A 9,464-nucleotide genomic window follows, 5' to 3' on the forward strand; every position below is an offset into this window, starting at 1 on the left:
TCAGCGTGTTTCATGTTCAGGGAATGTCATCAACGGTAATTCTACGTGAATTTTTATACCACCTAAAGGTGATCTTTCTGCATGAATTGTTCCATCGTGCGCTTCGACGATATTATAACAAATTGCCAGCCCTAGCCCTGAGCCACCGCTTGCACGATTGCGGGAAGATTCACAACGATAAAAACGCTCAAAAACATGTTGGCATTGCTCGGCAGTCAGCCCGGGAGCACTGTCTTGCAAATCCAATACCCATCTGTTTTGATTTGAATAAGCTTGAATAATTGTTTTCCCGTGCTCATTGGTATAGCGCAGGCTGTTTTCCAGCAGGTTTTGGAATAATTGTATCAGTCGATCTGGATCAGCAAACAGAGTGACATTTTCTTTCAGGCTCAACGCGAGGGTGATTTGTTTATCAGCGAAACGACCTTGATAACCTGCCACAGAGAGTTGCAGTAATTCGCTGATCTTAACGGCTTCTTTTCTATAAGTCAGGGAGCCGCGATCGGAAAGTGATAATAAATGAAGGTCATTGACCAATTTTGTTAAGGTCGTGACTTCCGTGAGTAGAGAATGGATAGTTTCCTGTGTCGGTTGCCGCACACCATCCTGCAAGGCTTCCAGTTCTCCACGCAGCACAGAAAGCGGGGTGCGCAATTCATGGGAAATATCCGCCATATAATCACGCCGCATCTGTTCATTTTTCTCCAGTGTACTGGCGAGTTGATTAAAATCTGACGCCAGCTTACCGATTTCATCCTGACTGGATGGAGTAACACGGACACTAAAATCACCAGCGGCAAGTTTGTGGGTTCCTTCTACCAGACGTTTAACCGGCCTTAAAAAGCCACGGGAGAGAAGAAAAGTCGCAATCAGTGCCAGTAAGGTGGAAAAACCAGCAATAACCCAACTGGTGAATTGTTGCTGGTGGGCGAAACTAATATCTGCCTGACGAGTAATTTTGTCTGAAGTGCTGACAATGACCCAACCGACAACACTATTGTGATAGGTGACAGGTTCACGGTAGCTTTCCGCCGGAATGTCACTGGAATGACCTACCAGACGATTCATTTGAGTGTCCACAACCCAGAACTGGGGACGCCAACCGTGGGAAGTCGTTTTTTTATAGATATCACTATTTTGTTCAATAGTACGGATGATTTGAAAAATCATCCGATCATTTTGGGTTAAGAAACGCCAATCGCCGTATTGTTGGTATTGTTCTGTCAATGCTTCTGCCAGCATCTTTGCCCGCATTTGGCTATTTTGTTTGATATAGCCAATAAAGCCATGCTGGAAACTGAGGCGGACGCCCCAGTGCATAGTGATCAATACCAACATACAAGTGGCAAAAATCGCCAAAAATAACTTACTGCTGATGCCTGTTTTTATCATGAGTTTCCTGATGATGCCGATGCATGAGGCTGTTTGGTACGACGTCGCAGCCATTTTTCGCGCAGTCGGTCAAAGAACAAGTATACAACAGGGGTGGTATATAGCGTAAGCAACTGGCTCATCACCAGACCACCGACAATGGTGATGCCCAGTGGGAAACGCAACTCAGCGCCGTCGCCGTTGCTCAGTACCAGAGGTAAAGCACCGAACAACGCAGAAAGTGTCGTCATCATAATCGGCCGGAACCGCAATAAACAGGCCTGAAAGATCGCCTCTTGAGGACTGACATTACCGTTTCGTTGCGCTTCGAGGGCGAAATCCACCATGATAATGGCGTTTTTCTTGACAATTCCCACCAGCAACATGATTCCAATCATCGCAATCAGGCTAAATGGCGTATTGAACAACTCCAGTGCTAATAATGCCCCTACTCCCGCAGAGGGCAGGGTAGAAAGAATCGTCAATGGATGAAGATAACTTTCATACAAGACGCCCAGAACCAGATAAACCGTCACAATCGCGGCAAGGATCACAAACAATTGGGAGCGTTCACTCTGTTGGAAATCTTGTGCAGTACCTGCGAATGAACTGCGGACTGACGAAGGAACACCGAGTTCTGTCATGGTTCTTTCTATTACACTGATAGCGTCAGTCAACGTATAATCCGGCGCAATATCAAAACCGATAGTAGAAGAGGCTGAAAGCCCTTCGTGGTAAACATCTAACGGGGCGTTAGCAGGACGCCAGTGAGCAAAATAGGAAAGCGGGATACGTTCCCCTTTGCTATTAATGACAAACATTTTCTCCAGAGCCGTTGGGTCCTGATTGTATTGCGGAGCAACTTCCATCACCACCTTGTACTGATTTAACGGTTGATAAATGGTCGAAACCTGCCGTTGCCCAAAGGCATTATAGAGTAAATTATTGGCATCAGAGACATTGATGCCTAAACGTGCCATGACATCACGATCATAGATAATGGCTATTTCTGCCCCTTTAGCCTCTTCATCTTCATCTGAATTGACATCCACCAATTGCGGCTGTTTTTCCAATGCTTTTTTGACAATAGGACTCCATTTGCGCAGTTCACCAAAATCATCGGACAGTAAATTAAACTGATAAGTGGATTTTGAACCACGCCCCCCGGATCTGAGATCCTGAACTGGAACTAAATAAAGTCGTGCTCCTGCCTCATTGGTGAGCTTACTCCTTAAACGCGTTATCACTTGTTGAACGCTTTCTGAACGCTCTTCCCGTGGTTTCAGGGAAATAAACATAACGCCAGTGTTGATGCTATCACCACCGGTAGATCCCACAACATTATCCACTGTTGGATCTTCATCAATGATCTGCATAAAACGTTTCATTTTTTCACGCATAGCCTGAAATGAAATACTTTGGTCCGCAACCACAAAGCCCAACATTTTTCCCGTATCCTGTTGAGGAAAAAATGTTTTCGGAATACTGATATAGAGCCAGATATTCAGAGCGATAATACCGACTAATGTAAGTAGTACCCAGCGAGTATGATTGAGTATCCATTTCAGTGAACGGCCATAACTTTGCTGAATTTTCAGCAGGACTTTACCGAAGCCTTGCTTTTGTCTCTGTGTTTTTATCGGTGATGGTTTGAGTAAATACGCGCACATCATTGGAGTCAATGTCAGTGAAACTAACAGAGAAATCCCAATGGCGGTTGCCAGTGTGACAGCGAAATCCCGGAAGAGCCTGCCGAGTAGCTCATCGATCAACACGAGAGGGATGAATACGGCAATGAGTGACAGACTCATGGCAAGTACGGTGAACCCGACTTCCCTGACGCCTTTGAGGGCGGCTTCCATCGGCTTCAATCCGGCATCCAGATGCCGGGAAATATTTTCCAGTACAACAATCGCATCATCGACAACAAATCCGGTGGCAATGGTTAGTGCCATCAGCGAAAGGTTGTTCAAACTGAAACCACACAAATATATAGCAGTAAAAGTGCCAATGAGTGATACCGGAACGGCAATTGCCGGAATCAATGTGGCCCGGCCTGAACGTAAAAACAGGAACACTACCAGAATGACCAAGGCAACCGCAATGGCAAGTGCCCTTTCTACTTCTTGCAGGGAAGCACGGATAGCTGGTGAGCGATCCTGTGTGATGTTTAATTGAATACTGGCAGGCAGAGATTCTTGCAGAATAGGAAGTTGATCACGAATGCGTTGAACCGTTGCGATAATGTTCGCACCCGCTTCACGGCGGATAATAATGACAATTGCAGATTTATTGCCGGACATCCCCGCTGCCCGGATATCCTCGACCGAATTCTTAACATTTGCGACATCCTGCAAACGGATCGGAGCGCCATTATTATAATGCACAATAATAGAGCGATAGCTGTCTGCTGTTTTCAGTTCATCATTGGTGTGCAGTTGCCAGTTTTGTTTATCTGAATCAACATAGCCCGTCGGGCGCCGGACATTGGCATCACTGATAGCATTGCTGACATCGTTAAGGGAAACACCTTGATTGAAAAGGGCGTTAGGATTCAGTTCAACCCGTATAGCAGGTAATGAACTACCGCCGACACTGACTTTACTGACGCCTTCTACCTGAGAAATTTTTTGAGCCAATCGGGTGGAAGCCAGATCATAGAGCTGCCCGTCACTATAACTGTCTGACGTGAGGGTTAATATCATGATCGGGGCGTCTGATAGATTGGCTTTATAATATACCGGTTTGCTTGGCATACCGGAGGGCAATAAGCTTTGTGCAGCATTGATGGCGGATTGAACGTCCCTTGCTGCGCCATTGATATCCCGATTGAGGTCGAACTCCAAATAAATAAAGGAGGTTCCCAACGAGCTGGTGGACCCCATCTCTTTTACCCCGGCAATCCTGCCTAACGAGCGTTCCAGAGGTGTCGTCACAGAGGACGCCATCGTTTCTGGTGATGCTCCGGGCATAGAGGCGTGGACTGTTATCACAGGAAAATCCACTTTTGGCAGCGGCGACACAGGCAACAAGATAAAACTGAGCGCACCACACAGGGTGATGGCTATACTCAGCAATGTCGTGGCAACCGGCCGCTGGATAAATAGGGCGAAAAATTTCACAGCGGCTCCTGATGATTTACTGAGGGTTTATCAAGCCTCGTTTGATTATCTTTCTCAGCCTCCCGGTTCTTATTTTTCCGGTAATTACTTTTCCGGTAAGAATGCGCTAACTGATCAAAAAGTAGATAAATAACGGGAGTGGTAAACAAGGTCAGAATCTGACTCATAATCAAACCGCCCACCATGCTGACACCCAATGGGCGACGCAGTTCCGCACCAATACCGGTGCTGAGCATCAGAGGTAATGCGCCCAATAGTGCCGCCATTGTCGTCATCAATATTGGTCTGAAACGTAACAGACAGGCTTGATAAATAGCCTCATATGGGGACATGCCCTTTTCACGCTCCGCTGCCAGAGCAAAATCGATCATCATGATGGCATTCTTCTTCACAATACCGATTAAGAGAATGATCCCAATAATGGCGATAATATCTAATTCATATCCACCCACCATCAAAGCCAGCAGGGCGCCAACACCCGCAGTAGGCAAAGTTGACAGGATGGTGACTGGATGGATAAAACTTTCATACAGTATACCGAGCACGATATACATAGCGACGACCGCAGCCAGAATCAACCAAAGGGTATTGCTGAGAGCATCCTGGAACGCCAGCGTTGCCCCTTGAAATTGCGTGACAATATCTTTTGGCATTTGAATCGACTGTTCTGTCGCCTTGATAGCATTCACTGCGTCTTCAAGGGAAGCGTTTTTCGCAGTATTGAACGAAAACGTGACAGAAGGGAATTGCTGCAAGTGATTGATAGATAAATTCCCAAGCCGTTGTTCAACGGTAGTAATGGCATTAAGTGGCACCATTTTCCCATCATTCCCAGTCAGATAAAGATCGTTGAACGCTTCCAGACCTGATGAATTTTTCGTATCTTGTTCAAGAATGATTCGGTATTGATTTGACTGTGTGTAAATAGTCGAAATCAGGCGTTGGCCGAAAGCGTTATACAGCGCATTATCCACGGCATCCATGGTGATCCCGAATCGGCTGGCTATATCACGATTCACATTGAGATAAGCGACAAGCCCTTTATCCTGCCAGTTGTGACCGATATCTACCAACTCAGCTCGTTGCTTCAGAGCATTTTGCAATTTGGGAACCCAGACAGCGAGTTCATCAAGGGAAGTTGCCTGCAATGTGAATTGGTACTGCGTCCGGGATACTTGGGTGTCAATTGTCAAATCTTGTGTCGGTTGCAGGTACAATGTGACATCGGGTACTCCGGCAATACGTTTCTGTAATCGTGGAATTACCTCGTCAATCCGGTCGTCGCGTTGGCTGAGCGGTTTCAACGTAATCTGGAGACGTGCATTATTCAACGTTGCATTATTACCATCAACGCCGATAAATGTCGTGACATTATCCACCGCAGGATCTTGCAGTAACAGCGTAGTCACCTGCCGTTGTTTATCTGCCATCGCATTGAATGAAATGGATTGCGGGGCTTCCAGTGTGCCCTGAATTAATCCGTTATCCTGCAAAGGGAAAAAGCCTTTGGGGATCATGATATAGAGCAGGGCAGTCAGCGCTAACGTACCAAACGCAACGCTAAGGGTGATCCAAGGATGATTTAACACCCGTTTCAAAAAGACCGCATATATGGCAATCATGCGTTCAAAGAAATGTTCGCAAGCTTGTTCAAAGCGGTTGTGTTTAATTTCTGCTTCGGATTTCAACATTCTTGCGCACATCATTGGTGTTAGTGTCAATGACACAACCGCAGAAATTAAAATGGCGACAGCAAGAGTAATAGCAAATTCCCGGAACAGGCGACCGACGATATCTCCCATAAACAGCAATGGGATCAATACAGCAATTAACGAAAAGGTCAGAGAAATAATAGTAAAACCAATTTCTCCCGCCCCTTTTAATGCTGCCGCCAGCGGTTTTTCTCCCCGTTCAATATAACGGGAAATATTTTCTATAACGACAATTGCATCATCGACCACAAAGCCGGTTGCGATGGTTAATGCCATCAGGGTAAGGTTATTGACGGAAAAGCCGCAGAAATACATCACGGCAAACGTACCCACCAATGAAAGCGGTACAGCAATACTGGGAATCAAGGTTGCGGTGGTATTGCGCAGGAACAGATAAATCACCATCACGACCAGCGCAATAGCCAGCAACAGTTCAAATTGCACATCCTTGACTGAATTGCGGATTGTAACAGTACGATCTGTCAGGACTTCCACATTGACTGATTTGGGCAGGCTGCTGATCAGCTCCGGCAGCATGACACGGATATTATCTGTCGTCTCGATAACATTCGCGCCGGGTTGGCGTTGAACATTGATGACAATAGCGGGCTTCTCATTGGCCCATGCGCCGAGTTTGTCATTTTCTGCCCCTTGTTCAATGGTCGCAACATCACTCAGGCGAATAGGGGAGCCATTTTTATAGGCGACGATTAGCTTGCGATAATCATCAATAGATTTCATCTGGTCATTGGAGGAAATCGTGATCGAACGTGTTGGCCCATCAAAACTGCCTTTTGCTGAATTGACATTGGCTTTCATAATAGCCGAACGAATCGAATCACTGTCTAAACCCTGTGCAGCGATGGCCTGAGCATTCAATTTCACACGTACCGCAGGACGTTGCCCGCCCGCCAATGTTACCAAACCCACGCCACTGACCTGAGAAATACGCTGAGCTACACGGGTTTCCACCATATCCTGCACTTGCGTCATGGGCAGGGCATCAGACGTTACGGCCAGCGTCAGAATAGGGGGATCAGCCGGGTTGACTTTGCTATAAATGGGGGGATAAGGCAAATCTTCCGGCAATAGATTGCTGGCTGAATTAATGGCGGCCTGTACATCTTGCTCGGCTACATCCAATGGCAGTGAAAGCTGGAATACCAGCGTGATAACAGAGGCTCCCCCGGAGCTTCTGGAAGACATCTGCTTTAAGCCGGACATTTGCCCGAACTGCCGTTCCAGCGGCGCTGTAACGGCAGATGTCATAACATCAGGATTAGCTCCGGGATAGAGCGTGACCACTTGAATAGTCGGATAATCCACTTGTGGCAATGCAGAAACGGGCAGCATCCGATAACCGATAAACCCGGCCAGCAATATCGCAATCATAAACAGCGTCGTGGCAACAGGACGCAGGATAAACAGGCGGGATGGTCCCCCGCCTGAAATTGGAGAATCAGGTTGCATCAGGAATTCTCCACTTTACCGTTTGATTGCGCTGAGTTTTTCTGAACGTTATCGGTATCAAGTGACTCCGCTGTCAAAGGTTTGACAATTTCGACTCTGGCCCCTTCGGTCAGTTGGTCAATACCATCGGTGACAACACGTTCACCTGCGGACAAACCGCTGTTGATAACCACGAGTTGGCTGTTTTGCAGTCCCGCAATGACTTTATGCTTGCTGACCTTATTTTCTTTATCCACTTTCCAGACGAAATTACCTGAATTACCCATTTGTAACCCGGCTGTTGGGATCACAACGACATTATTCAGTGTATCGACTTTTATCTGCATATTGACGAACTGATTAGGAAACAGCACGTTGTCCTGATTATTAAATTGAGCTTTCATCTTAATCGTGCCGGTAGCGACATCAATTTGATTATCAATACTGTGTAGTTTACCTTGCGCCAATTGTTGCTGATTATTGCGATCCCACACGCTGACCGGCACATTGGCGTGATTTTTCTGGGCGTTTAACACGAAGCCGATATCATTTTCAGGCAGAGAAAACAGGACATCAATGGGATCGACTTGTGTAATAACAACAATCGGTGTACCGCCTGCACCAGATATGTAATTACCGATATCAATACGTTTCAAACCAACACGACCGGAAATAGGCGCAATAATGCGGCTGTAGTTCAATTGTAGTTTAGCTTCGTCGATATCTGATTGGTCAGCTTTCAGGCTGGCTTCGCTCTGACGCACCAAAGAAATTTGCTTATCCAGCTCTTGCTGGGAGATAAGTTTATTCTTCACCAATTGTTGAAAGCGGATCAGATCTTGTTTAGCATTTGTTAATGTTGCCTGATCTTTGGCATATTGCCCTTGTGCTCTTGCTAATTTGACCTGAAGGGGACGCGGATCAATTTCAGCCAGCAAGTCCCCTTTTTTGACATATTGGCCTTCATTGAAATGCAGGTTTATTAACTGGCCTTCCACTTGGCTGGTGACCGTCACGGTATTTGCAGCCTGAACCGTTCCTAATCCTCTTAAATAGTGGGGGACAGATTTTATTTCAGCCGTTGCTACTTGCACAGGCGATCGAGCTTGCTTGATTTCATTTTGTTCTGATTTTGGACCCTGATTCTGATCTGATGTTGAAGGCGTGTTAACGTATTTCCACGCAAAGAAAACCACCGCGACGAGCACGGCTATAGCCGCAGCGAGTCGGAAAAAGTAGGAACGACTTTTGTTATTCATTTGCTCGACATTCTCTCAATGTTGTGGCGATAATCAATCGTGCCGCATCTTACGCCAAATAGATGCAGAATATATTATTAGTGTAACCAGCGAGAATTAGTCAATAATGAAGAAAATATGGAGGTTGTGTCAAAAAGATAATGTTTTTGATAGTGATTTTTCATGGAATTTGTGATGTGGCATCCAATGGGGTGCAAAGAATTATGTTATGAACGATAAGCGTTCCTCTTTGTGGTTAACCAATGGTAATAACAGCAATGACAAACCAGCCAACAGATAAAGCTGCTAAGGGTGCGGCTAATACCGTCACTTTTTCTTTGGTTGGTAATTAAGCAAATAAGTCTTTTGCTATATCTGCTGCCAAATCACCAACAAAATCAACTGCATCAGTTTCATCATTCAGTATCTGTTCTACTACCTTGGTTTACTGCATACCTACCGCTGGATTAACGCAATAAGTGCAACATGCGACCGGTATAGGCTTCCATTGGCGTCAGCCCATTTAAAATCTTTCTTGGTGTCATATTCAGCCTCAATTCCATATCGCTGAT

Annotated in this window: 4 protein-coding genes; all 4 read right to left on the bottom strand. The window is 45.9% G+C overall.

The window, feature by feature from the left end; all coding sequences use genetic code 11:
• Genes baeS through AAC854_RS04265 form a run of 4 tightly spaced genes read right to left on the bottom strand, consistent with a single transcriptional unit; the run spans position 1 to position 8,913 of the window.
• Positions 1-1,389 carry an envelope stress sensor histidine kinase BaeS gene (baeS, locus tag AAC854_RS04250; RefSeq protein WP_340616025.1) on the bottom strand — a complete coding sequence of 463 codons (1,389 nt, stop codon included), beginning with the start codon at positions 1,387-1,389 and terminating at the stop codon, positions 1-3.
• On the bottom strand, positions 1,389-4,493 hold the full coding sequence (gene mdtC, locus AAC854_RS04255; protein ID WP_340616020.1) for a multidrug efflux RND transporter permease subunit MdtC: 3,105 nt from the start codon (positions 4,491-4,493) through the stop codon (positions 1,389-1,391). Before mdtC ends, baeS begins: the two co-directional genes overlap by 1 nt.
• A complete protein-coding gene (locus tag AAC854_RS04260; protein ID WP_340616021.1) occupies positions 4,490-7,675 on the bottom strand; it encodes an MdtB/MuxB family multidrug efflux RND transporter permease subunit in 3,186 nt (1,061 codons plus the stop codon). Before AAC854_RS04260 ends, mdtC begins: the two co-directional genes overlap by 4 nt.
• Complete coding sequence (locus tag AAC854_RS04265; RefSeq protein ID WP_340616022.1) at positions 7,675-8,913, bottom strand: MdtA/MuxA family multidrug efflux RND transporter periplasmic adaptor subunit; 1,239 nt, start codon at positions 8,911-8,913, stop codon at positions 7,675-7,677. The genes AAC854_RS04260 and AAC854_RS04265 overlap by 1 nt, the downstream gene beginning before the upstream one ends.
• Positions 8,914-9,464: the final 551 nt, after the last annotated feature.

The organism is Xenorhabdus entomophaga (assembly GCF_037996725.1).
Classification (GTDB): domain Bacteria; phylum Pseudomonadota; class Gammaproteobacteria; order Enterobacterales; family Enterobacteriaceae; genus Xenorhabdus; species Xenorhabdus khoisanae.

Coding starts and splice junctions, on each gene's coding strand:
- AAC854_RS04260 (WP_340616021.1), bottom strand. CDS start 7,675: ATGCAACCTGATTCTCCAATTTCAGGCGGGGGACCATCCCGCCTGTTT.
- AAC854_RS04265 (WP_340616022.1), bottom strand. CDS start 8,913: ATGAATAACAAAAGTCGTTCCTACTTTTTCCGACTCGCTGCGGCTATA.